Source organism: Pseudomonas sivasensis (genome assembly GCF_052938085.1).
Window position 1 is genome coordinate 4,812,089 of sequence record NZ_CP176442.1, and the last position, 23,374, is coordinate 4,835,462.

Genomic DNA, 23,374 nt, shown 5'->3' on the forward strand with positions numbered 1-23,374 from the left:
CAATGCACTAAACGGCGGCCTCTGGTCGCCGTTTTGCTATAAGATAACGGCCGTTTTGTCCGCCCGCCCTGCTCTTCCAAACATGCTTTCCGGAGTTTTCCCATGACGGCCCATGCCGACCTTTCGCCGACCCTTCAACTTGCCATCGACCTGATCCGTCGCCCCTCGGTCACACCGATCGACGCCGATTGCCAGAAGCTGATGATGCAGCGCCTGGGCGACGCTGGTTTTGCGCTGGAGCCGATGCGCATCGAAGACGTGGACAACTTTTGGGCTACCCACGGTAAGCACGAAGGTCCGGTGCTGTGCTTCGCCGGTCACACTGACGTAGTGCCGACCGGCCCGGTACAGGCCTGGCAGAACGACCCGTTTGACGCGCTGATCGACGAAAACGGCATGCTCTGCGGGCGTGGCGCAGCCGACATGAAAGGCAGCCTCGCCGCGATGCTGGTGGCTTCGGAACGTTTTGTAGCCGACTACCCGGACCATAAGGGCTCGGTTGCCTTCCTGATTACCAGCGATGAAGAAGGCCCGGCGCACCACGGCACAAAAGCCGTGATCGAACGCCTGGCCGCGCGCAAAGAGCGCCTTGACTGGTGCATCGTCGGCGAACCGTCGAGCACCACCCTGGTAGGTGATGTGGTCAAGAACGGCCGTCGCGGCTCCCTCGGCGCTACGCTGACCGTACGCGGCGTGCAGGGCCATGTGGCCTACCCGCACCTGGCGAAGAACCCGATCCACCTGGCCGCACCGGCCTTGGCGGAATTGGCCGCCGAGCATTGGGACAACGGCAACACCTTTTTCCCGCCGACCAGCTTCCAGATCTCCAACCTCAATTCCGGCACTGGCGCCACCAACGTGATCCCCGGTGACCTGACGGCGGTGTTCAACTTCCGTTTCTCCACCGAATCCACCGTCGAAGGCCTGCAGCAACGCGTTGCAGCCATCCTCGACAAACATGGCCTGGACTGGCATGTGGAATGGGCGCTGTCGGGCCTGCCGTTCCTCACCGAACCGGGCGCTTTGCTCGACGCCGTGTCTGCCAGCATCAAGGCGATCACCGGTCGCGAGACCCAGGCGTCCACCAGCGGCGGTACGTCGGATGGCCGCTTCATCGCCACCCTCGGCACCCAAGTGGTCGAGCTGGGCCCGGTCAACGCGACGATCCATCAGGTCAACGAGCGCATCCTCGCCAGCGACCTCGATGTACTGACCGAAATTTATTACCAGACCCTGATCAAGTTGCTCGCCTGATGCTCGCTTGTCCCATTTGCAGCGCCCCGCTCAACGCGGTCGAAAACGGCGTAGCCTGCCCGGCGGGGCACCGGTTCGACCGGGCTCGCCAGGGTTACCTGAACCTGTTGCCGGTGCAGCACAAGAACAGCCGCGATCCGGGCGACAACCTGGCCATGGTCGAAGCACGCCGTGACTTCCTCAACGCCGGGCATTACGCCCCGGTGGCCAAGCGCCTCGCCGAACTGGCGGCTGAACGCGCACCGCAGCGCTGGGTCGACATCGGCTGTGGTGAGGGTTACTACACCGCGCAGATCGCCGATGCCTTGCCCCACGCCGACGGCTATGCCCTGGATATTTCCAAGGAAGCGGTCAAGCGTGCGTGCAAGCGCAACCCGAAGCTGACCTGGTTGATCGCCAGCATGGCACGCGTGCCGTTGGCCGATGCCAGCTGCCAGTTCCTCGCCAGCGTGTTCAGCCCGTTGGACTGGCTGGAAGCCAAACGCCTGCTCAGCCCCGGCGGCGGCCTGATGAAAGTCGGTCCTACGAGTGGCCACCTGATGGAGCTGCGCGAGCGTCTGTACGATGAAGTGCGCGAGTACACCGACGACAAACACCTGGCTCTGGTGCCAGACGGCATGAGCCTGGCGCACAGTGAAACCCTGGAGTTCACCCTGAGCCTGGCCGACCCCAAAGACCGCGCCAACCTGCTGGCCATGACACCCCACGGCTGGCGCGCCAGCGCCGAGCGCCGTGCCGAAGTGATCGAGGCTGCCGAGCCGTTGCTGGTCACCGTGTCGATGCGTTACGACTATTTCGTGCTTCAATAACCGACTTTAAGTATCCGCGAATGGATTTTCGAATCCCGCAACGAGGAATATCCATGCGCCAACCCGATATCGAGATTTACCTGAAGGACGCAGACGTCGACTACAAGGCCATCGCCGCCTGGCTGGGCGCCGCCCTGGGCCCGTGCACCGACTGGGTCCAGCGTGGCCAGACCTACAAGTGCAAGGCCGGTGACGTGCCGGTCACCTGGCTGCCCAAGGCTGTAGGCAAATGGAACAGCCTGTATCTGGAAAGTGACCAAACCCCGTGGGACGACGACATCGCCTGCGCCCGCGCCGCGTTTGCTGCACTGAACGTTGAAGTGCGCTGCGCGCCGGGGACGTGGGTCGAGGAAGAAGGTGAGGAAAGCGCCGATACCTGGATTCGCATCAGCGCAGACGGTGAAGAGCAGATCACCTGGAAAACTGCCTGAGCCTGAGCGGTAAACCACAATCAACATGTGGGAGGGGGCTTGCCCCCGATAGCGGTGTATCAGCCAATGTGTTCAGTGACTGACACTCTGCAATCGGGGGCAAGCCCCCTCCCACATGGGTTCTGCGGTGTAACAAAAACCCGTATTACAAACCGACCACATCCTCCGCCTGCAAGCCCTTCTCGCCGGTCACCACGGCGTATTCCACCTGCTGGCCCTCGGCCAGGGAACGGTGGCCATCACCGCGAATAGCGCGGTAGTGCACGAACACATCCTTGCCATCTTCACGCTGAATAAAGCCATAGCCCTTTGCATCGTTGAACCACTTCACATTGCCGGTTTCGCGCGTTGCCATCTGTCTTACTCCCACGTACGTTTTTTTATTGTTGAGTCAGTCGCGTTGAACTGCCGAGTATAAGACAGGCTCAAAAACGATCAACTCAAGTTTACATCGCTGCTTTTTTGCCGATTTTCGGCGAATACGGCACACTACGCGCCCGAGCGCCTGCTCGGTTTTTTCCACTTGAAGCAGCTCGCCTATGACCCGCTCCCCGTTCCGCCGTCTGGTGTTTGGCACCTTGCGCCGACTGTTGTACCTTTGGGTTCGCTCGGAAACGATCAACCAGTCGTCCCTTACCCTCAACCTGGACCGCAGCCGGCCGGTGTTCTACGTCCTGCAATCGCCCTCCCTCACCGAATTGGCGGTGGTCGATGCCGAGTGCACCAAGGCCGGCCTGCCGCGCCCGGTGCTGCCAGTATCGGTTGGCCCATTGATGGAGCCGGCGGCGTTCTTCTACCTCACGCCTGAACCGGACTGGCTCGGCCGTCAGGACAAGCGCGGCGCGCCGCCCACCCTGACTCGCCTGGTCAACACCCTGAGCGAACACGCCGAAGAGAATGCACAAATCATTCCGGTCAGTGTGTTCTGGGGCCAAACCCCGGCGAGCGAGTCCAGCCCGTGGAAACTGCTGTTTGCCGACAGTTGGGCCGTCACCGGCCGTCTACGCCGTCTGTTGAGCATCCTGATTCTTGGTCGCAAGACCCGTGTGCAATTCTCCGCGCCCATCAACCTGCGTGAATTGATCGAGCACAATAAAGGGCACGAACGCACTGTGCGCATGGCCCAGCGCATCCTGCGTGTGCACTTTCGTAACCTGAAGACAGCCGTAATCGGCCCCGACCTGTCTCACCGCCGCAACCTGGTCAAAGGCCTGGTGAATATGCCGCTGGTGCGTCAGGCGATCCTGGATGAAGCCGAACGGGAAAAAATCAGCCCCGAAAAAGCCAAGGCCCAGGCCCTGCGCTATGGCAACGAAATCGCCTCGGACTACACCTACACCGCGATCCGCTTCCTCGAAGTGGTGCTGAGTTGGTTCTGGAACAAAATCTACGACGGCATCAAGGTCAATAACATCGAGGGCGTGCAAAAGGTTGCTCAAGGCTACGAGGTGATTTACGTGCCTTGCCACCGCAGCCATATCGACTACCTGCTGCTGTCCTACCTGCTGTTCAAGAATGGCCTGACCCCGCCGCATATCGCCGCGGGTATCAACCTGAACATGCCGGTGATCGGCAGTTTGCTGCGCCGTGGCGGGGCGTTTTTCATGCGCCGCACCTTCAAGGGCAACCCGCTGTACACCTCGGTGTTCAACGAATACCTGCACACCCTGTTCACCAAGGGTTTCCCGGTTGAGTACTTCGTCGAAGGCGGACGCTCGCGTACCGGGCGCATGCTGCAACCGAAGACCGGGATGCTAGCCATTACGCTGCGCAGTTTCCTGCGCTCCTCGCGTATGCCGATTGTGTTTGTGCCGGTGTATATCGGCTATGAACGCGTGCTGGAAGGCAGGACCTACCTCGGAGAACTACGCGGCGCGAGCAAGAAGAAGGAGTCGATTTTCGACATTTTCAAAGTAGTCGGCGCGCTTAAGCAGCGCTTTGGCCAGGTCGCGGTCAACTTCGGCGAGCCGATCAAGCTGGCGGAATTCCTCGACAGCGAACAACCCGACTGGCGCACCCAGGAACTGGCTCCGAACTACAAGCCGGCGTGGCTCAACGAAACCACCAACCGCCTCGGCGAACGGGTGGCCCGCCACTTGAACGAAGCGGCGGCGGTGAACCCGGTGAACCTAGTGGCCCTGGCGCTGCTGTCCACCACACGCCTGGCCTTGGACGAACAGGCCATGGCCCGCCAGCTGGACCTGTACCTCGCGCTGCTGCGCCGCGTGCCTTACTCACCCCACACCACTCTGCCCGAGGGGGATGGCCTGGCGCTGATCAAGCACGTCAAGGACATGGACCTGCTGTCAGAACAGAGCGACGCCCTCGGCAAGATTGTCTACCTGGACGAGCAGCACGCCGTCCTGATGACCTACTACCGCAACAACGTGCTGCACATCTTTGCCCTGCCGGCGCTGCTGGCGAGTTTTTTCCAGAGCAGTTCGCGGATGAGCCGCGAACAAATTCTGCGCTACACCCACGCGCTGTACCCATACCTGCAATCGGAGCTGTTTATCCGCTGGTCGCTGGAGGAGTTGGACACTGTCGTCGACCAGTGGCTGGAAGCCTTTGTCGAACAAGGTCTGCTGCGCTTCGAAAACAACGTGTACTTGCGCCCGGCGCCAAGCTCGCGGCAATTCGTACTGCTGACGCTGCTGTCCAAAAGCATCGCCCAGACCCTGCAACGCTTCTACATGGCAATCTCGCTGCTGCTCAACAGCGGCCAGAACACCATCAGCGCCGAAGAGCTGGAGGACCTGTGCACGATCATGGCCCAGCGCCTGTCGATCCTGCATGGCCTCAATGCCCCGGAGTTCTTCGACAAGAGCCTTTTCCGACACTTCATCCAGACGCTGCTGGAACAAGATGTGCTGCGTCGCGATGAGGCCGGCAAACTGAGTTATCACGATCTGCTCGGCGAACTGGCAGAAGGCGCGGCCAAACGGGTGTTGCCGGCTGAGATTCGCCTGTCGATTCGCCAGGTGGCCCTGCATCGTGTTGATGGCGCAGCCGAACAACCGGATGAGCCTGAAGAAACCCGCTAGATTGAATAAGGCGCCAGCGGGATGCTGGCGTCGCTGACAAGGAGCCGCACCATGAAAAAGATCATCCTCCTGAGCCTGACCGCCCTGCTGGGAGCTTGCCAATCCATGACCCCTTCCCCCAAGGCCAGCCTCGATGGCGAAGTGTTTTACCTGCAACGCATCGCCCTGCCGCCAACAGCAACCTTGAGTGTCAGCCTGCAGGACGTGTCCCTTATGGACGCCCCGGCCGTGATCCTTGCGGAACAGAAAGGCCCGATCAAAGGCCAGGTACCGCTGCCGTTTCACCTGAATTACGACCCGGCACAGATTAAACCGGGCCACAGTTATTCGGTGAGTGCTCGCATCGAACAGGATGGCAAGCTACTGTTTATCACTACCGAACGTCACGCCGTGCAGCTCAACGGCCAGGATCCGCAGCCGCTGCGCCTGCGGGTTGATGCGGTCGCACACTGATATTTTCCAGATCATAAGGAAGCGCAAATGCTCCGTAATTCCCTTCGCCTCACTGCTCTGTGTGCCGGCCTGCTGCTCGGCGCCAACGCCATGGCCCTGGACCTGAGTAGCCTGTCCCAAGGCGACGCCAGCGGCGGCCTTAAGGATGCCCTGACCCAAGGCGCACAGATCGCAGTGAAACAACTGGGCAAACCCGGCGGTTTCAGCGACAACCCTGAAGTGAAGATCGGCCTGCCGGGCAAACTGGGCAAAGTCGCTGAGAAGTTGAAAATGTTCGGCATGGGCGACCAGGTTACGCAACTGGAAACCAGCATGAACAAAGCGGCTGAAACCGCTGTGACCCAGGCCCAGCCGATCCTGGTCAACGCCGTGAAAAACATGAGCGTGACCGACGCTAAAGGCATTCTCAGCGGCGGCCAGGATTCGGCCACCCAATACCTGAACAAAAGCTCGCGCGATGCAATCCGCGCCAAGTTCCTGCCGATCGTCAAGGCCGCTACGGATAAGGTCGGCGTGGCCCAGCAGTACAATGCCCTGGCGGGCAAAGCGGCAGCCTTTGGTGCGGTGGATGCCAAGAGCGCCAACGTCGAAAACTACGTGACCGAACAGGCGCTGGATGGTTTGTTCAAGATGATTGCGCAGCAGGAAGAGACGATTCGCAAGAACCCGGCCGCTGCAGCGACGAGTTTGGCGAAGAAGGTGTTTGGAGCACTATAAGCAGCGCGAGGATCGCTCCCTGCAACGGGGAGCGATTCTAGTGAAAAACTGAATCGGCCAGTCGGCCCATCATCAAGGTTGCGAAGCAGCCAATGGCAATCGACGTGATTCGATTGATCTTCAAGGGCGTGAGCCAACTCTTCTGCATCCCTTCGAAGCGACTCCCCAACAACACCCAAGCGGCGCCTACCGGCACAACCACCAACGCCAATAACCCCATGAACTCGGCATAACCTTGCGCGGCGGTGAACGTATTGGACGGAGCGATAAAGGAAACGATCAGCAAGCCCTTGGGATTCATGACCGTCAACAAAAAGAAGTACAACCCGGTGAAGCGATCTTTGCCAGGGCTGATCTCGCTGTTCTTGCGCTGCCACAATTTGCACGACACATACAGCAGGTAGCACGCCGCCACCAGTTGCGTCGCCTTCAACGCCCACGGTGAAAACGCCGCGAGATAGAGAAGCGCCACACCCCATGCCGACACTTGCAGCAAGTACGCCAGGCACTCGATTAGCACGAGCTTGCAGGATGCCCGAAACCCGAACAACACACCTGCGCGAAACAGCAGGGTGTTGGTAGGGCCAGGGGCAAGCAGTAGCAATATCAGGGCTGAAACAGTGGCCAACATGGTTACGCGACGTCCTTCCTCACTTTGAACCACGCAGCATACAGTGCCGGCAGGAACAATAGCGTCAACGCCGTCGCCACAATCAGCCCGCCCATGATCGCCACCGCCATCGGTCCGAAGAACACACTGCGAGACAGCGGGATCATCGCCAATACCGCCGCGAGTGCCGTCAGCACAATCGGGCGGAAGCGTCGGACGGTGGCTTCGATAATCGCCTGCCACGGCGCCAGGCCAGCCTTGATGTCTTGCTCGATCTGGTCCACCAAGATCACCGAGTTGCGCATGATCATGCCCGACAAGGCGATGGTCCCTAACATGGCTACGAAGCCAAAGGGCTGACGAAACACCAGCAGGAACAGCGTGACGCCGATCAAGCCCAGCGGCGCCGTGAGAAACACCATTGCCGTGCGTGAGAAGCTGCGCAGTTGCAGCATCAGCAAGGTCAGCACCACCACAATAAACAGCGGCACGCCGGCCTTCACCGAGTTCTGCCCGCGGGCGGAGTCCTCGACGGTACCGCCGACGTCCAGCAGGTAGCCATCCGGCAGTTCGGCCCGCACGCCTTCGAGGGTCGGCAGGATCTGCTGCACCAGCGTCGCCGGTTGTTCCTTGCCATAGATGTCGGCGCGCACGGTGACCGTCGGCAGGCGATTACGGTGCCAGATGATGCCTTCCTCGAATCCGTATTCGAGGGTGGCGATCTGCGACAGGGCCACGCTTTTACCGTTGTCGGTCGGCACCGCCAGGCTAGGCAGCAGCGACAGTTCGGTGCGTTCGTGGACCGTGCCGCGCAGGAGGATCTCGATCAATTCGTTGTCCTCCCGGTATTGGCTGACGCTTGAGCCGGTGAGTGAACTCTGCAGGAATTTCGACAGGTTGGCAGTGCTCACACCAAGGGCGCGGGCGCGGTCCTGGTCGATGTTCAGGTAGACAATTTTGCTCGGTTCTTCCCAGTCCAAGTGAACGTTGACCACGTGGGTATTTTCGCGAACCTTGGCGGCAACTTTCCGTGCAAGGGCGCGAACTTCCTCGATGTGTTCGCCGGTCACACGAAACTGCACGGGATAACCCACGGGCGGGCCGTTTTCCAGGCGGGTGACGCGCGAACGCAGGTCGGGAAATTGTTCGTTGAGGGTTGCGATCAGCCAGGTGCGCAGGCTTTCGCGCTCTTCGATGGTTTTGGCCAGCACCACAAATTGCGCAAAGCTCGCGGCGGGCAGTTGCTGGTCCAACGGCAAGTAGAAACGCGGCGAACCGGTGCCGACGTAAGCCACGTAGTTCTCGATGCCGGCATGGTCCTTGAGCAAGGCTTCCAGGCGTTTGACCTGATCGGCAGTGTTGCTCAGGGACGCGCCTTCGGCCAGTTTCAGGTCGACCATCAGTTCCTGGCGCCCCGAGGCCGGAAAGAACTGCTGCGGCACAAAGCGAAATAGCGCCACTGAGCCGATAAACAGCAGCAGTGTCAGTACGATCACGGTTTTACGTCGAGTGACACACCACTCCACCAAACGCCTTACGCGCTGGTAGAACGGCGTTCCGTAGGGATCCGGGCCCTCAGCGCCATGTTTGGCTGCGTGAATCTTCGCCAGGTCCGGCAGGAGCTTTTCCCCCAGGTATGGCACGAACACCACCGCGGCGACCCACGAGGCCAGCAACGCGATGGTCACCACCTGGAAAATCGAACGGGTGTATTCGCCGGTGCTCGATTGCGCAGTGGCAATCGGCAGAAAACCTGCCGCCGTAATCAGCGTGCCGGTGAGCATCGGGAAGGCGGTGCTGGTCCAGGCGAAACTGGCGGCCTTGAGCCGGTCGTAGCCCTGCTCCATTTTGATTGCCATCATTTCCACGGCGATGATCGCGTCATCCACCAGCAAACCGAGGGCGAGTACCAGTGCGCCGAGGGAAATCTTGTGCAGGCCAATGCCGAGGTAATACATGGTGGCGAAGGTCATCGCCAGCACCAACGGAATCGCCAGGGCCACCACCATGCCGGTGCGTACGCCGAGAGAGAAGAAGCTCACCAGCAATACGATCGCCAATGCCTCGGCCAATACCTGCACGAATTCCCCGACACTGGTTTTCACCGCTGCCGGTTGATCCGACACCTTGCGCAACTCCATGCCTGCCGGAAGGTTCTTCTGCAAACGTGCGAATTCGCCTTCTAGCGCCTTGCCCAATATCAGGATATCGCCGCCGTCGCGCATGGCCACGGCCAGGCCGATTGCATCGGCGCCCATGTAACGCATGCGCGGTGCCGGCGGATCGTTGAAGCCACGGTGAATGTCAGCTACATCGCTGATACGAAAGGTCCGGTCGCCCACTCGAATCGGAAAGTCGCGGATCTCCTCCACCGTCTTGAAGTTTCCCGACACACGCAGTTGCACGCGCTCGCTCGGGGTTTCAAAGAAGCCGGCCGTGGACACCGCGTTCTGTTCCTGCAACGCCTGCTGCACCGCTGCCAATGGCAGGCCGAGGGTGGCGAGCTTGAGGTTGGACAGCTCGATCCAGATTTTCTCATCCTGTAGGCCGAGCAACTCCACCTTGCCCACATCCGCTACCCGTTGCAGCTGAATCTGGATGCGGTCGGCGTAATCCTTGAGCACGGCATAGTCGAAACCGTTGCCGGTCAGCGCATAGATATTGCCGAAGGTGGTGCCGAATTCATCATTGAAAAACGGACCCTGGATATCCGGCGGCAAGGTCTGGCGGATGTCGCTGATCTTCTTGCGCACCTGGTACCACAGCTCAGGAATCTGCGCCGAGTGCATGGAGTCGCGGGCAATGAAGGTAACCGTGGACTCGCCAGGGCGCGAGAACGAGACAATGCGCTCGTACTCGCCGGTTTCCATCAGTTTTTTCTCGATGCGCTCGGTGACTTGACGCGAGACTTCCTGGGCCGTAGCACCGGGCCAGTTGGTCTTGATCACCATGGCTTTGAAGGTGAATGGCGGGTCTTCACTTTGTCCCAGCTTGGTGTAGGACAAGGTGCCAACCACGGCCAGCAGGATCATCAGGAACAGTACGATCTGGCGATTACGCAACGCCCATTCGGAAAGATTGAAACCCATCGGGGACTACTCCTTGGCCGCCAGATTCACGACACGGTTGGAGCGATCCACCGGGCGCACTTGCTGGCCCTCGTGGAGCACATGCACGCCCGCGGCGACCACCCAATCGGTGGGTTTCAAGCCCTCCAGCACCGGAACGGTTTTTTCGCCGAAGGCGCCAATGCGCACCGGTACGCGCTTGAGGGTATTGTCCGTTTCCACACGCCAGACGTAAGACGCGCCATTCTCCGCGCTGAGGGCAGACAGCGGCACCGACAGCGGAACGACACCCTCGGTCTGTATGAATACGCGAGCGCTTTGGCCCAATTCCGCCGGGACTTTACCGCCGGTAAACGCCACTCGGGCGGCAAAGGTGCGCGATTTTGGATCGGCTGCGGGAGACAGTTCACGGATGCGTCCGGTAAAACGCTGGTCCGGCTGGCTCCACAACTCCACGGCTACCGGCTGACCGATCTTGAAGCGACCAAAGCCTTGTTCGGGCAGGCTAATGAGCACTTCGCGCTCGCCATCGGTGGCCAGGGTGAACACGGTTTGGCCAGCCGACACCACTTGGCCGACCTCCACGGCGCGCTTAGCGACGACTCCATCCTGCGGGGCACGGAGCACGGCGTAACCGGCTTGGTTGCTGGCCACGTCGAATTCGGCCTTGATCTGCTTGAGGCGCGCTTCGCCGGATCGGTAGAGGTTTTCGGAATTGTCGTACTGAGAACGGCTGACCATCTGACGGTCCATCAGGGTCTTATAGCGATCGCGCTCGGCGCGGACCAGGCTCAGGTTAGCTTGGGCAGCGGCGACTTGGGCGCGGGTAGCCTCCAGTTGCAGGCGCACGTCCTGGGGGTCGAGTTCCGCCAACGGTTGGTTGGCCTTGACGCGCTCACCCTCTTCAACCAGGCGTTTGCTGACTTTGCCACCGATGCGAAAGGCCAGGTCCGGCTCATAGCGAGCCCGCACTTCTCCGGGGTAGCTGTCCATCGACTGTGCCGACGGTTGCGGTTGCACCACCATGGCAGGGCGGACGGTAATCTGGGCCGGTTCTTCATGGCCGCAGGCGGCCAACATTAAGACCAGGCTGACAGGCAACGCAAAGGGCAGGAAAGTGCTGCGCATGCTGAAGGACCTTTCGCAAATGAAGCTAGGAATAATTATACTGGCCAGTATGTTATTAATACCAAACTCACCAGTCCAGTATTAAAGGTGAAAATGTCCGACAATCGCGTTAACACCAATAGCCCCGGGCGTCCCAAGGACATGGCAAAACGCCAGGCAATTCTTCAGGCAGCGAAAACTCTGTTTTTGGGGAATGGTTATGCCAGCACCAGCATGGATGCCGTAGCCCTTGAGGCAGGCGTGTCGAAACTGACCGTCTACAGCCACTTCACCGACAAAGAGACCTTGTTCACCGCCGCCGTGGTGGCGACATGCGAAGAGCAGCTACCGGTGATGTACTTCGAGCTGCCGGAGGGCATGCCAGTCGAGACGGTGTTGCTGAATATCGCGCGCGGTTTTCATCGGCTGATCAACAGCGAGGAGTCGGTGAACCTGCATCGTTTGATGATGACCACCGGCAATCAGGACGTGAAACTCTCACAGATCTTTTTCGAAGCCGGGCCCATGCGCATGCTCCAGGGCATGGAGCGCCTGCTCAGCAAGATCGACCAGAGCGGTGCCCTGAGCATCGACAAACCTTTCACGGCGGCCGAGCACTTCTTCTGCCTGCTCAAGGGCACGGCAAATTTCTGCCTGCTGTATGGCTGCGGCGGGCATCTGAGTGAACACGCCGCCGAAGCCCATGTGCAGGAGGTAGTAGGGTTGTTTATGCGGGCGTACAGGCCTTGAACATCAGGCTTTGAGCGCTTTTTTGGGATAGATGTCATACCGGCTGGACTTGCCGTCCAGCGCATGGCTCGGCTTTGGTCCCTCGATGCACGGCGCCTTGCGGGGGCGCTTGACCACCACGCGATGGCTGGCCAGGGCCAGGGCGGCGGCCAACAAGGCTGGCGCATCCGGATCATCACCCACCAGCGGCCGAAACAGGCGCATTTCCTTCTTCACCAAGGCGGTTTTCTCACGGTGAGGGAACATTGGGTCGAGGTAGATCACCTGGGGCGGCTCGCCTTCCCAGTTCAGCATCACGTCGATGGAGTTGCCCTTGAGCAGCTTCATGCGCGCCACGATTGGCGCCACTTCAAAGTCATCTGCACCACGCGCCAGGCCGTCTTCGAGCAAAGCGCCGATCAAAGGCTGGCGCTCGATCAGGCTCATCTCACAGCCCAGGCTGGCCAGCACAAACGCGTCCTTGCCCAGGCCTGCCGTGGCATCCAGCACCCGAGGACGCACGCCTTGGGCGATGCCTACGGCTTTAGCGATCATCTGCCCGCTGCCGCCACCATAGAGTCGACGATGAGCTGCACCTCCCTCAACAAAGTCCACCCGCACCGGGCCCGGCGCGTCAGGACCTAGCTGTTGCAGCTGTAGGCCATGCTCGCCAACTTGCAGGGAAAAGTCCGCGTCCGCGAGCTGTAAAGGCAAGCCAAGCAGAGATGCCCACTGCTCGGCGCGGTCCTTAAAACCTTCGCCCAAAGCCTCGACCTGGATGCGGCTGGCCGCTGGTTGTTCGCTCATGAATCACTACGCTCAAAAATATTAAGGATCGGCAAACAGCGGCCGATAAAAATAACAGTCAGGTATTTTGCCAGAGCTGAGCGTCGACCGAGAAAAATGTCAGACATTCTCCCCCTAACCATCGGTGTACTGCCGACCCATAACCATTACGGCCTGCGCAATACTCAAGCGCTGGCCGGGGTGAGTCATGTGTGGCAAGACTTCTTCGCCCGAGCGCTGGCCGAGCAGCTCGGCGATACGTCGGGCGCGCTGGCCGCCCAGGCACCGGCGCCGGTGGACCCTGCGGTAGAACCCCACGAAGGCGCCGACCTGCTGTCGCAGATCCTCACGCAGCGTGAGTGCGACGTGAAGGACACTGAAATCGCTCCGCCTGAGCCACTTTTCCTGCCGATCGCCGAATTCGAAACCGAATTGCTGCCTCCGGCTGCAACTCCGTTCCCGGACGAAGAAATCGTCGCCCAGCAGCGCCAACAGAACTTCGAAAGCAGTTGGGTACGCCCTATCGTCCTCACCGCAGGCCAACCGCTGCCTGAGCCTAGCCCGGCGCCGCAACCTCGCCCTCTGCACCTGCCGATCGCGGAGTTCGAACTGGACTTGCTGCCGCCGCCCGCCACGCCGTACCCGATCGAAGAGCTGGTGGCCCAACAAAAGGCCTTGGACTTCGACTACCACTGGGCACGCCCACTGATCGCCAACAACCTGCGCCTGGCGGCCTGAGCCTTAGCGACACACCCACCAACGCCCCATGTCCAGATGGAAATGGTTGCGGTGCGCGGCGTTGTAATCCGGGCTCAACACCACGTTGAAATCATCACAGGCACCATCGCGCACCTGACGTAAAAACCGTGCGCTGGCGCCCTCCCCCGGCCAATCCTTGAGCACGCTGATACTGCGCCCATCCGCCAGCCGAAACCCGGCGATATCCAGGGCATTGGCCGAAGCATGCTGGCTGAGCCGCCCCTCGGCCCGACCATAGATATTGCGGCAGGCAAAGCTGCCCAGGTGATCGACCCGCGTGACCGCCTGGCCGAACACCGCCTGCGCCGCCGGTTGCAGGCTGTGGCGCTCAAACAGTGCGAACGCCACCGCCAACGGGCAACTGGCGAGAAAGCTGCTGCTTAATGCCACTTCTGCGCCCTGCACGCGCAAGGTATTGCGCAAAGGGCAGGCGGCGTCTGCGGGCGTGTCCGCCTGATGACTGACACGCAGACCGGACGTTTTCAGCACCTCGTCGCACAACGCCGGATCCTCCTGCAGGCGGCCCAGTTTGTAGCGGGTCAACAGGTTCGGACTGGCACGCACGTCCAGCGGCGCCCACGGGTTCCACTCAGCGGGCAGCGGCACCCAGCATCGCCATACGCCCACGGCAACTGCACCGCCGAGCAGCAGCAACACGCCCAATATTTTGAAAAAACGCACCGCTTAGCCCTTGAAGAACTGATTGGCCGTGCTGAAGGGCATCGAGCGTTCAGTAAAGCTGAACGTGCCCAGTTCATAGACTTCCTGGGCCGCCCGGTAGAACTCACCATAAGCCGCCAGCGCCATGGCCGATCCTACGCTGATGCGCTTGACTCCCATCGCGCTCAATTGCGCCACGCTGAGTTTCAGCCCACCAGACATCAACACATTCACAGGCTTTGGCGCCACGGCCTTGACCACCGCCAACACCTCATCGGCGCTGCGCAAGGCCGGCGCATACAGCACGTCGGCACCCGCTTCGGCGTAGGCCTGCAGACGGCGAATGGTGTCAGGTAAATCCAGGCGACCATGCAGGAGGTTTTCCGCACGGGCCGTCAGGGTGAAGGGGAATGGCAGACTGCGAGCGGCGGCGACGGCGGCTTCCACACGTTCCACTGAGAGGTCAAAGGGATAGATCGGGTCGGCGCTGATACCTGTGGCATCTTCGATGGAGCCGCCGACAATGCCGCTGGCAGCAGCGCGCAGGATGGTTTGGGCACAGCCTTCGGGGTTATCACTGAAGCCGTTTTCCAGGTCGGCTGCCACCGGCAGTGCGGTGGCCTTGGCGATCATGGCGGCATTGAGCAAGGTGTCTTCCAGGGACAACGCCCCTTCCGCATCCGGGCGCCCCAGGCTGAACGCGTAACCCGCACTGGTCGTGGCGAGAGCTTCAAAGCCGAGGCTGGCGAGCATTACTGCCGAGCCTGCGTCCCAAGGATTGGGCATCACGAAGGCGCGGTCGCGCTCATGCAAGGCCTTGAAGGTTTCGGCGCGTCGGGTTTGGGCATCCATGACTGAATCCTGGCGAAAAAAAGAGCCTTAGAGTAACCCCAGTTGCTCGACTTCGGGTTGCCGATCCAATGTCGGCAACGCGGGCAAGCCAGGCAGACGCGCCATCAGCTGGGCGTGGAAGCGCAGTGCCAGCTGCGCGGCGAGCCGGTTATCCGAGGTGTGCAGGAACACATAGGGCGTGCGGCCCTCTTCGATCCAGCCGGCAATTTTCTCCACCCATGGGATCAGGAACGGGTCGTTAGCCTCAAGCTCGGGATGGCCGATAAATCGCACTTGGGGAAACTGGGTCAGCGCGGCCGGGCGTGTGGGCACCTTGGGCTTTTTTGATTGGGCATGCAGCACCGCTGCCGATGTGGACGTGCAACTGAACAATGCGCGCGGGTCGAGGCAGATACGTTCGACGCCACGGTCGCGCAGCAGACGGTTGAGCATGCGCTCGGCATCGCCCTTGGCGAAGAACTCCGGGTGGCGCACTTCCACTGCCAGCGGGCGCTCCAGGCAATCAATAAAACCGGCCAGTTCCGCCAGGCGCTGCGGCGAGAAACTCGCCGACAGTTGCAGCCACAACGGCGAAACCCGCTCACCGAGCGGGCTCATCAAACTGACAAAGCTTTCTGCCGCTGGCAATTGCTCACGCAAGTCGCCGCCATGGCTGATATCACCTGGAAACTTGGCTGTGAAACGAAAATCGTCGGGCATGATGTCGGCCCAGCGCTGCACGGTGGCGGCCGAAGGGCGTGCGTAGAACGTGGTATTGCCTTCAACCGCATTAAAGACTTGGGAATAGAGGGCAAGGTAGTCGCTGGAGCGTGCATCGGCGGGATACAGGTACTCGCGCCAGGCGTTTTCGCTCCAGGACGGGCAACCGAGGTAGTAAGGCAGGCGCATCAGATGTGGATGTCGAGGCCCAACACTTCCATATCCCATTCGACAAAGCCGGCGGTGGTCAGGTAGCTGGCCAGGGCAGTGGCAACGCTTTTGCTCATCGAGCGCGGGAAAACCATGTCTTGTTGACGGGCGGGAAGACCGCTGATTCGTGCTTGGGCGTTGGACTGTGCATCGGGCTGGACTTCGATGAAGTCCGGTGAGTCTTCGACGGACTCGTCTACCGTGACGTTCGCCTTACGTGGCTTACGTTTGATTGGGTAGGACTGTGAGGAAAAGCCGTCTATACGCATCGATGCGAACTCGGTATCGGTGATGGCATTTTAGTGGCGCAATCCGTAGCGCGCAAATGCTCTGGTGATAACTAGAACACATAATTTGAAAAAGGTTTAAAACCCGTGGCAAATTCTGACGATTGGCGACTTTTGCCTCACATTGCCATCATTTTTGGCGTCAAATAATCCCGCGTTCGGCTTTGGTTTGAGCCACTTTATCGCGCAGATAAACCGGAGCAGCCTGATCCGCAGGAATCGCCTCGCCACGCTCAAACGCGAAGCGCGCCAGGGTCAGCAGATCTTCCGCGTGAGGCAACATGGCGGCGTCCTGGCCAACCCGTTGAACGCCGATACGCTCGCCGTAGCCCCAGCCAGTGCCAGCACCAAACCAGTCGCCGCTAGCATCGTCCGGCAATACGGACGATTCCGGTGACTGCACAGCTTCCACACCCACCAGACGCATCTCGCCAGCGGTTTCGCGGTAGCAACCCCAATAGACCTCATCCATCCGCGCATCAATGGCAGCTGCGACTTGCGAAGCGCCATGCTCACGCAATGCGCGCTGGGCCAGCACCGCAAGGTTGGAGACCGGTAATACCGGGCGCTCCAGGGCAAATGCCAGGCCCTGGACTACGCCAATGGCGATCCGCACACCGGTAAACGCCCCCGGACCACGGCCAAAAGCGATGGCATCGACAGCAGCCAGGGTGGTGCCCGCCTCTTCCAGCAGTTGCTTGATCATCGGCAACAGCTTCTGCGCGTGCAGGCGCGGGATCACCTCGTAGTGGCTCGTAACGATGCCATCGTGCAGCAAGGCAACGGAGCAAGCTTCAGTCGCGGTGTCCAGGGCCAGCAGGGTGCTCATCGGTGTGGGTGTCCAAGTCGAAAAAAAGTGCGCCAGTATAAACAACAACGGCCCGCAAGCGGGCCGTTGTTGAGCGAGCCGATCGTAGGATCAGCTCAGTGCTTGCAGCACCTTGGCAGTGATGGCTTCTACCGAGCCAACGCCAGGGATGTGGCTGTACTTCGGCTTGCCCTGGGCAGCGGACAGCTTCTGGTAGAAATCTACCAATGGCTTGGTCTGCGAGTGGTAGACCGACAGGCGATGACGCACGGTTTCTTCAGTGTCGTCTTTACGCTGCACCAGGTCTTCACCGGTGACATCGTCCTTGCCTTCAACCTTCGGCGGGTTGTAGACGACGTGGTACACGCGGCCCGAGCCCTCGTGAACGCGACGACCGGCAATACGCTGGACGATTTCTTCGTCTTCAACGGCGATTTCGACCACAGCATCCAGCTCAACGCCGGCCTTCACCAGGGCTTCAGCCTGGGGAATGGTGCGTGGGAAGCCGTCGAACAGGAAACCGTTCTTGCAGTCTTCCTGGCTGATGCGTTCCTTGACCAGGTTGATGATCAGGTCATCGGAGACCAGGCCGCCGCTGTCCATCACGCTCTTGGCGATCAGGCCCAGCTCGGTGCCAGCCTTGACGGCCGCACGCAGCATGTCGCCGGTGGAGATTTGTGGAATGCCGAATTTTTCAGTGATGAACTTTGCCTGAGTACCTTTACCGGCCCCGGGAGCTCCCAGCAGAATGACGCGCATCGATGTGCTCCTCAATTTTTTATATAGAGATGACGCTCGGATTCACCGCGTGGGGGCAAATCTCGTAGAAGTATGGCTCGTAAAAATAGGATTCCGGCCGCCCAAACGGCCAAAGGCTGATCAAGATACACAGCAGGCCTTAACCACACAAGCCGCCAAAAGTCGCAGGAACCGCGCCCGGCATGCGCCATAGGTAGGGTGTGCCTGAGTGCAACCCGACGCTCTAAACGCCGACCGCCCTTTTCCGGACGGTCGTCGTGGTTTATCTGCAAGCCCTTGAGAACACGCAAAAAACCTCAGCCGGTGTTGCGCAACCCGGCGGCAATACCGGCCACGGACACCAGCAGCGCCTGTTCCAGAGGGCTGTCCTGCGCCGCTTCCTGCTGGCGCGAACGTGCCAGCAACTCAGCCTGCAACAGGTGCAAGGGATCAAGGTAGGTGTTGCGCAGGCGAATGAACTCCAGGGTGTCAGGGCTGTGGGCCAGCAGTTGCGACTGGCCAGTCAGGCCAAGCACCACGTCACACGCCTGCGACAATAGGTCGCGTAAGTGCACACCCAATGGCAACAGATCCGGCTGCACCAGGCGCTCGTCATAGAGACGCGCGATATCGGCATCCGCCTTGGCCAGGACCATTTCCAGCATATCGATACGGGTACGGAAGAACGGCCACTGCTCACGCATCTGCCCCAGCAGTTCACCTTCGCCGCGCTCTAACGCCTTGCTCAACGCCGCTTCCCAGCCCAGCCAGGCAGGCAGCATCAGCCGAGTCTGTGTCCAGCCGAAGATCCACGGGATGGCGCGCAGACTTTCTATACCACCAGCACGGCGCTTGGCTGGACGACTGCCCAACGGCAAACGGCCGAGCTCCTGCTCGGGGGTGGACTGGCGAAAATATTCAACGAACTGCGGATTTTCCCGCACCACCGCACGGTAGGCGCTGACACCATCGGCGGCCAATTCGTCCATCAAGTGGCGCCAGGCTGGCTCGGGTGGGGGCGGTGGCAGCAGCGTCGCTTCCAAAACGGCGGCCAGGTAAAGATTGAGGTTCTGCTCGGCGATATCCGGCAGGCCGAACTTGAAGCGGATCATCTCGCCCTGCTCAGTGGTACGGAAACGCCCTGCCACCGAGTCCGGCGGCTGCGACAGGATCGCGGCGTGTGCCGGGCCGCCGCCTCGGCCGACGGTGCCACCGCGACCATGGAACAACAGCAGTTCCACCTGTTGCTCGCGGCAGATATCCACCAACCGTTCCTGCGCGCGGTATTGCGCCCACGCAGCAGCGGTGGTGCCGGCGTCCTTGGCTGAGTCGGAGTAGCCGATCATCACTTCCTGCGGGCCCTGCAAACGCGCACGGTAGCCCGGCAGCAGCAACAGCTGTTCGATCACGGGACCGGCGTTATCCAGGTCGGCCAGGGTTTCGAACAGCGGCACCACGCGCATCGGCCGTTGTACGCCCGACTCTTTAAGCAGCAATTGCACGGCGAGCACATCCGACGCGGCGCCGGCCATGGAGATGACATAAGAACCCAACGAGGCAGCCGGCGCGGCAGCCACTTCCTTACAGGTGTTGAGTACTTCGGCTGTGTCCGCCGACGGTTTGAAATAGCCCGGCAGCAGCGGTCGCCGGTTGGCCAATTCCTTCATCAGGAAGCTGATGCGTGCGTCTTCGTCCCACTCGTCGTAACGACCGAGGCCCAGGTAATCGGTGATTTCGGTCATGGCCGCCGAATGGCGACTGGAATCCTGGCGCACATCCAGCCGCACCAGAAACAGGCCAAAGGTCACAGCACGGCGCAAGCAATCAAGCAACGGACCGTCGGCGATCACACCCATACCGCACTCATGCAGCGACTGGTAGCACAGCTCCAGCGGTTCCAGCAGGTCGCGGTTGTTCTGCAACACCTCGGCCGGTGCCGGCGTGCTGCTGCTCAATGCGGTGTGCGCCCATTGGCGTGTGGCTCGCAGACGTTCGCGCAGTTGCTTGAGCACGGCGCGGTAGGGCTCGACGCTGTCGCCAACCTTGGCCTGCAACGCCGGGCTGGCCTTTTGCATCGACAGTTCGGACGCCAAGTGGTCGATATCGCGCAGGTATAAGTCAGCGGCCATCCACCGTGCGAGCAGCAACACTTCACGGGTGACCGGCGCGGTCACATTCGGGTTGCCGTCGCGATCGCCGCCCATCCACGACGCAAAACGAATCGGCGCGGCTTCCAAAGGCAGACGCAGGCCAGTGGCGGCATGCAGGGCCTGGTCAGCCTTGCGCAAATAATTGGGGATGGCGTGCCACAGCGAATGCTCAATCACCGCAAAGCCCCATTTGGCTTCGTCCACCGGAGTGGGTCGGGTGCGGCGGATTTCTTCGGTGTGCCAGGCTTCGGCGATCAACCGTTGCAGGCGTTGGCGGATCTGTTCACGCTCAGCCGTGGTGAGGTCGCGGTGATCTTGCAGCGCCAGTTGCGCGGCGATGGCATCGTATTTCTGGATCAGGGTGCGGCGCGCCACTTCGGTGGGGTGGGCGGTGAGGACCAACTCGATCTCCAGGCGCCCCAACTGGCGGGCCAGGGATTCATTGCTATGGCCTTCGCTTTGCAAACGCGCCAGCAATTCAGGCAACACACGGGATTCGAACGGTGCCGGCTGCGACTCGTCACGCCGGTGAATCAACTGGTACTGCTCGGCGATATTGGCGAGGTTCAGGAACTGGTTGAACGCCCGGGCCACGGGCAGCAGTTCGTCCTCCTGCAACTGGTTGAGGCTGGTGCTCAGCTCATCACCGGCACCCCGGCGGTCAGCCTTGGCGCCTTTGCGGATCTGCTCGATCTTGTCGAGAAAATCATCGCCATACTGCTCTCGAATGGTGTTGCCCAGCAGTTCACCCAGCAGGTGAACATCCTCACGCAAGCGTGCATCGATATCACTCATCAGCCAATCTCCAGCCAGAAATCCGGGACGCGCAGGCCTGCCAGAGTGCCGTCAGCATCGTTTTATGACAAGACTTTAAACCTTGCGGCTTGCAGCTAGTCTCAACTGTGAGCCGCCGCATTATCCACGCGAGCGACTGGTCACTCATCACCGCCTGCCATCGCGGGCTTTATTGAGGTTGCCATGAAAATTCGAGAACTGGCCCAGCATTGGGAAGAGAACGCTAAGGGTCGTTTGACCAAGACCGAGTACGCCATCCATCTTGATGTAGAGGCCGCCGCACGGTTGGCGGCCATCGCCGAGATGTACCCCAAGCGCAGTACCGAAGAGCTGCTCGGTGAGCTGATCGGCGCGGCCCTTGAAGAGCTGGAAGCCAGCTTCCCCTACATCAAAGGGCAACACGTCATCGCCACCGATGAAGAGGGCGATCCGCTTTATGAAGACGTCGGCCCTACGCCACGTTTTCTCACGTTGTCGCGGCGCTATCTGCATGACTTGTCGACCAGCGTCGACGAATCCAAGCACTAACCCCCGTCTATCTACCCCTTGTATTCCGGGCCTCCAAGAGGCCCGGCGTACTTCTGCGCGCAGCAAAAGTTCCATTTTTTTACGCTGACCGTTCAGTCAGTTATTTTTTTAGGCAAATCGCCATCTTCTCTGAACTATTCAAAAAAGCCTCCGGTCACAGCCAGTAAGCCATCACTTGGAACAGCCGTTTGAATAGGTGCCCCGCGCTTAACCGCCAGGCCCACAACCGCTGACCACCTGCGATGGATTTTGAAGTTTTTCAGGAGTTATCCAATGGAGTTGAAGACGATGAAGACCAGCACTGCCAAATCCTCGTTTAACCACCTGCGCGGGCTTAAATTGGCCGCGCTGGCAATCGGCACCAGCTTCGTTCTGGCGGGCTGCGCCGGCAACCCTCCGACTGAGCAATACGCAGTAACCCAGTCCGCGGTGAACAGCGCTGTCAGCGCCGGCGGCACCGAGTACGCGGCCGTAGAAATGAAGTCGGCCCAGGACAAGCTCAAGCAAGCCGAAATCGCCATGCATGACAAGAACTACGACGAAGCCCGTCGCCTGTCCGAGCAAGCCGAGTGGGACGCTCGCGTTGCAGAGCGTAAAGCCCAGGCCGCCAAAGCCGACCAGGCAGTGAAGGACTCCCAGAAAGCTGTTCAGGAGCTGCGTCAGGAAGGCATGCGCCCGGCTGCTATCCAGCAGAAATAAGCCGCTGCCCCTGATTGCATTGCACCCGATATCGAATTGAAAGGACGACATGACTATGCGTAAACAATTGATGATCCCTGCCCTGCTGGCGATGAGCGTTGCACTGGCGGCTTGCTCCACCCCGCCAAACGCGAACCTGGAAAATGCACGGACCAACTTCTCGGCCCTGCAGGCCAACCCGAACGCCACCAAAGTAGCGGCTCTGGAAACCAAGGACGCTCAGGACTGGCTGGACAAGGCTGACAAAGCCTATCGCGACAAGGAAGACCAGAAGAAAGTCGACCAACTGGCCTACCTGACCAATCAGCGCGTTGAAGTGGCTAAAGACACCATCGCGCTGCGCGAGTCCGAGGCCAAGCTGAAAAATGCTGGTGACGAACGCGCCCGCGCCCTGCTCGACGCTCGTGACGCTCAGATCAAGCAACTGCAAGACAGCCTGAACGCTAAGCAAACCGATCGCGGCACCCTGGTGACCTTTGGTGACGTGCTGTTTGCTACCAACAAGGCCGATCTGAAATCCAGCGGCCTGGTAAACATCAACAAGCTGGCGCAGTTCCTCCAGGAAAACCCGGATCGCCAAGTGATCATTGAGGGTTACACCGACAGCACCGGCGCTGACGCCTACAACCAGAGCCTCTCGGAGCGCCGTGCCGCTTCGGTTCAGGTTGCGCTGATCAAGATGGGCGTTGACCCACGCCGCATCGTGACCACCGGCTACGGCAAGGAATACCCGGTTGCCGATAATGGCAGCGTGTCGGGCCGTGCCATGAACCGTCGTGTTGAAGTGACCATCTCTAACGATAACCAACCAGTGAAGCCACGCTCTTCCGTCGCTAACTGATTGATTAACGCTGGATAAGAAAACCCACCTTACGGTGGGTTTTTTTTGGGCTCATCGAACTGGACCGTTCGATGCGTATCCTCAGCGGGCAGCTCTATCTTCGCGCCATAAGTATTGTGTGACAGCTTGTCCATCATTTGCTGGAGTTCATGGTCCTGAGCATCTAGCCGTTGCAACGACTCATGCCCCCTCGCCATGTCCAGCATGTTGCGTATTGCAGCAATAGTGATCGCCACGTTTTCGGCCCCGATCTGTGTAAGTCATACCGCATTCAGTGGTTGCTGGCGCGATACGGTTCCAGATATTTCAGTTCCGTACGGGGGCTGCAGCTGCACGACCT

At 60.3% G+C, this 23,374-nt stretch carries 23 protein-coding genes; 11 read left to right on the forward strand and 12 right to left on the reverse strand.

Features of this window, described 5'->3' with window-relative positions; translation table 11 throughout:
• Nucleotides 1–102: 102 nt before the first annotated feature.
• The 3 genes from dapE to ACKZ62_RS22200 are packed head-to-tail and all read left to right on the forward strand — an operon-like array spanning nt 103 to nt 2,494.
• A complete protein-coding gene (gene dapE, locus ACKZ62_RS22190; RefSeq protein WP_099601269.1) occupies nt 103–1,254 on the forward strand; it encodes a succinyl-diaminopimelate desuccinylase in 1,152 nt (383 codons plus the stop codon).
• A complete protein-coding gene (locus tag ACKZ62_RS22195) occupies nt 1,254–2,063 on the forward strand; it encodes a putative RNA methyltransferase (RefSeq protein ID WP_447095833.1) in 810 nt (269 codons plus the stop codon). Before dapE ends, ACKZ62_RS22195 begins: the two co-directional genes overlap by 1 nt.
• Before the next feature lie 53 nt (nt 2,064–2,116).
• The gene (locus ACKZ62_RS22200; RefSeq protein WP_032891679.1) at nt 2,117–2,494 is read left to right on the forward strand and encodes a hypothetical protein; all 378 of its coding nucleotides are present in this window, start codon (nt 2,117–2,119) and stop codon (nt 2,492–2,494) included.
• A 145-nt stretch (nt 2,495–2,639) separates the two neighbouring features.
• On the opposite strand, the gene ACKZ62_RS22205 is transcribed toward ACKZ62_RS22200, so the two are convergent.
• Nucleotides 2,640–2,849 (reverse strand): cold-shock protein, encoded by a 210-nt coding sequence (locus ACKZ62_RS22205; protein ID WP_032891681.1) that lies wholly within the window; start codon nt 2,847–2,849, stop codon nt 2,640–2,642.
• A gap of 184 nt (nt 2,850–3,033) precedes the next feature.
• On the opposite strand from ACKZ62_RS22205, the gene plsB reads away from it, so the two are divergent.
• Genes plsB through ACKZ62_RS22220 form a run of 3 tightly spaced genes read left to right on the forward strand, consistent with a single transcriptional unit; the run spans nt 3,034 to nt 6,708 of the window.
• A complete protein-coding gene (gene plsB, locus ACKZ62_RS22210; protein ID WP_122680269.1) occupies nt 3,034–5,538 on the forward strand; it encodes a glycerol-3-phosphate 1-O-acyltransferase PlsB in 2,505 nt (834 codons plus the stop codon).
• A gap of 51 nt (nt 5,539–5,589) precedes the next feature.
• Nucleotides 5,590–5,991, forward strand: a complete 402-nt coding sequence (locus ACKZ62_RS22215) for a YbaY family lipoprotein (protein WP_447095834.1) — start codon at nt 5,590–5,592, stop codon at nt 5,989–5,991.
• Between the two features lie 27 nt (nt 5,992–6,018).
• Complete coding sequence (locus tag ACKZ62_RS22220; RefSeq protein ID WP_032891686.1) at nt 6,019–6,708, forward strand: DUF4197 domain-containing protein; 690 nt, start codon at nt 6,019–6,021, stop codon at nt 6,706–6,708.
• 37 nt (nt 6,709–6,745) lie between these two features.
• Here the strand turns inward: ACKZ62_RS22220 and ACKZ62_RS22225 are convergent, their stop codons facing one another.
• Genes ACKZ62_RS22225 through ACKZ62_RS22235 form a run of 3 tightly spaced genes read right to left on the reverse strand, consistent with a single transcriptional unit; the run spans nt 6,746 to nt 11,514 of the window.
• A complete protein-coding gene (locus ACKZ62_RS22225) occupies nt 6,746–7,339 on the reverse strand; it encodes a LysE family translocator (RefSeq protein WP_447095835.1) in 594 nt (197 codons plus the stop codon).
• A gap of 2 nt (nt 7,340–7,341) precedes the next feature.
• Nucleotides 7,342–10,407, reverse strand: a complete 3,066-nt coding sequence (locus ACKZ62_RS22230; protein WP_447095836.1) for an efflux RND transporter permease subunit — start codon at nt 10,405–10,407, stop codon at nt 7,342–7,344.
• A gap of 6 nt (nt 10,408–10,413) precedes the next feature.
• Nucleotides 10,414–11,514 (reverse strand): efflux RND transporter periplasmic adaptor subunit, encoded by a 1,101-nt coding sequence (locus tag ACKZ62_RS22235; RefSeq protein WP_095183996.1) that lies wholly within the window; start codon nt 11,512–11,514, stop codon nt 10,414–10,416.
• A 93-nt stretch (nt 11,515–11,607) separates the two neighbouring features.
• Between ACKZ62_RS22235 and ACKZ62_RS22240 the strand changes: the two genes are divergently transcribed.
• Entirely contained in the window at nt 11,608–12,243 is a 636-nt protein-coding gene (locus tag ACKZ62_RS22240) for a TetR/AcrR family transcriptional regulator (protein ID WP_032891696.1), read from the forward strand.
• Nucleotides 12,244–12,246: 3 nt separating this feature from the next.
• Here ACKZ62_RS22240 and ACKZ62_RS22245 read toward each other — a convergent pair whose 3' ends face one another.
• Nucleotides 12,247–13,029 carry a class I SAM-dependent methyltransferase gene (locus ACKZ62_RS22245; protein WP_095183995.1) on the reverse strand — a complete coding sequence of 261 codons (783 nt, stop codon included), beginning with the start codon at nt 13,027–13,029 and terminating at the stop codon, nt 12,247–12,249.
• Nucleotides 13,030–13,125: 96 nt separating this feature from the next.
• Here ACKZ62_RS22245 and ACKZ62_RS22250 point away from each other — a divergent pair, with 96 nt between their 5' ends.
• Complete coding sequence (locus ACKZ62_RS22250) at nt 13,126–13,746, forward strand: energy transducer TonB (protein WP_447095837.1); 621 nt, start codon at nt 13,126–13,128, stop codon at nt 13,744–13,746.
• A 3-nt stretch (nt 13,747–13,749) separates the two neighbouring features.
• On the opposite strand, the gene ACKZ62_RS22255 is transcribed toward ACKZ62_RS22250, so the two are convergent.
• The 7 genes from ACKZ62_RS22255 to ppc form a co-directional block, all read right to left on the reverse strand.
• The gene (locus ACKZ62_RS22255; RefSeq protein WP_447095838.1) at nt 13,750–14,448 is read right to left on the reverse strand and encodes an extensin-like domain-containing protein; all 699 of its coding nucleotides are present in this window, start codon (nt 14,446–14,448) and stop codon (nt 13,750–13,752) included.
• Between the two features lie 3 nt (nt 14,449–14,451).
• The gene (locus ACKZ62_RS22260) at nt 14,452–15,279 is read right to left on the reverse strand and encodes an isocitrate lyase/PEP mutase family protein (protein ID WP_447095839.1); all 828 of its coding nucleotides are present in this window, start codon (nt 15,277–15,279) and stop codon (nt 14,452–14,454) included.
• Between the two features lie 27 nt (nt 15,280–15,306).
• A complete protein-coding gene (locus tag ACKZ62_RS22265) occupies nt 15,307–16,167 on the reverse strand; it encodes a DUF72 domain-containing protein (protein ID WP_447095840.1) in 861 nt (286 codons plus the stop codon).
• Nucleotides 16,167–16,457, reverse strand: coding sequence for a hypothetical protein (locus ACKZ62_RS22270; RefSeq protein ID WP_095183991.1), 291 nt, complete (start codon nt 16,455–16,457; stop codon nt 16,167–16,169). The genes ACKZ62_RS22265 and ACKZ62_RS22270 overlap by 1 nt, the downstream gene beginning before the upstream one ends.
• A gap of 160 nt (nt 16,458–16,617) precedes the next feature.
• Nucleotides 16,618–17,304 (reverse strand): tRNA (adenosine(37)-N6)-threonylcarbamoyltransferase complex dimerization subunit type 1 TsaB, encoded by a 687-nt coding sequence (tsaB, locus tag ACKZ62_RS22275; RefSeq protein ID WP_032891708.1) that lies wholly within the window; start codon nt 17,302–17,304, stop codon nt 16,618–16,620.
• A gap of 90 nt (nt 17,305–17,394) precedes the next feature.
• A complete protein-coding gene (gene adk / locus ACKZ62_RS22280; RefSeq protein ID WP_003172225.1) occupies nt 17,395–18,042 on the reverse strand; it encodes an adenylate kinase in 648 nt (215 codons plus the stop codon).
• Nucleotides 18,043–18,338: 296 nt separating this feature from the next.
• Complete coding sequence (gene ppc / locus ACKZ62_RS22285) at nt 18,339–20,966, reverse strand: phosphoenolpyruvate carboxylase (RefSeq protein ID WP_447095841.1); 2,628 nt, start codon at nt 20,964–20,966, stop codon at nt 18,339–18,341.
• 183 nt (nt 20,967–21,149) lie between these two features.
• Between ppc and ACKZ62_RS22290 the strand changes: the two genes are divergently transcribed.
• The 3 genes from ACKZ62_RS22290 (at nt 21,150) to ACKZ62_RS22300 (ending at nt 23,034) form a co-directional block, all read left to right on the forward strand.
• Nucleotides 21,150–21,494, forward strand: a complete 345-nt coding sequence (locus ACKZ62_RS22290) for a hypothetical protein (protein ID WP_032891710.1) — start codon at nt 21,150–21,152, stop codon at nt 21,492–21,494.
• A 273-nt stretch (nt 21,495–21,767) separates the two neighbouring features.
• Nucleotides 21,768–22,193 (forward strand): DUF4398 domain-containing protein, encoded by a 426-nt coding sequence (locus ACKZ62_RS22295; RefSeq protein WP_032891711.1) that lies wholly within the window; start codon nt 21,768–21,770, stop codon nt 22,191–22,193.
• Between the two features lie 55 nt (nt 22,194–22,248).
• Entirely contained in the window at nt 22,249–23,034 is a 786-nt protein-coding gene (locus tag ACKZ62_RS22300; protein ID WP_032891712.1) for a lipotoxin F family OmpA-related lipoprotein LptF, read from the forward strand.
• Nucleotides 23,035–23,374 lie beyond the last annotated feature (340 nt).